Source organism: Oleiphilus sp. HI0061 (assembly GCF_001635675.1).
On the sequence record NZ_LWFE01001595.1, the window covers coordinates 1 to 677 of the forward strand.

The following is a 677-nucleotide window of genomic DNA, read 5'->3' on the forward strand; positions in this document are numbered from 1 at the left end:
TTCGCGTTTAGCTAGAAAGTAGGCTTTAGAGGTATAAACTGCGTCGGAGTAGACCTTGTCTGAAATAATGCTCAGCAGTTCAGGGTCACCATCGATAGTGCGCGTTTCCAATAGGTTGGTCGCAATGGTGACATCGCTTTTAGCGGCTTCAATGCATTCATCAATCGTTCTAACGCTATGGCCGATGTCTAGTTTCAGGTCCCATAATAGTGTGATAAAGTCAGACAGTTTGGTGCCCAGCTGATCATCAATTTCATTCCTTACCAGGATAAGTAAGTCAATGTCTGAATGTGGTTGCAGCTCGCCTCGGCCATAACCGCCAACAGCAATAAGGCTAACATGTTGGTCGAACCCGAAGCGTGCCCATAAACCTTTAAGAATATAATCCATGAGTTTGGATTTAACTTCGATAAGCTGACGGATATCTTCGTTTGCCAGATACAGCTGATCAAGGACTTGCTTACTATCTTCCAGGATTGTCCGAACATTCAGGGCTGGTTGTGAGCAAGTACTTAAGTCAGAGACTAATGTTTGCATGTCCAGGCTAGATGCGTGGGTGAACTTTTCGAAGAGCGAGCTGTGTTGCGTCATAGTTTTATCGGCTTGTGCTTAACTTAGCAGACCTTCCTCTTCCTTACGTAAGGTCAGTATTTCACAACCGTCTGAGGTAACTAGCA

The 677-nt window shown here is 44.9% G+C and carries 1 protein-coding gene; it reads right to left on the reverse strand.

The features are described from left to right. Positions 1 to 591 (reverse strand): nucleotidyltransferase domain-containing protein (locus A3735_RS24780; RefSeq protein ID WP_197486027.1); only part of this gene is annotated, 591 nt, incomplete at its 3' end. Positions 592 to 677 lie beyond the last annotated feature (86 nt).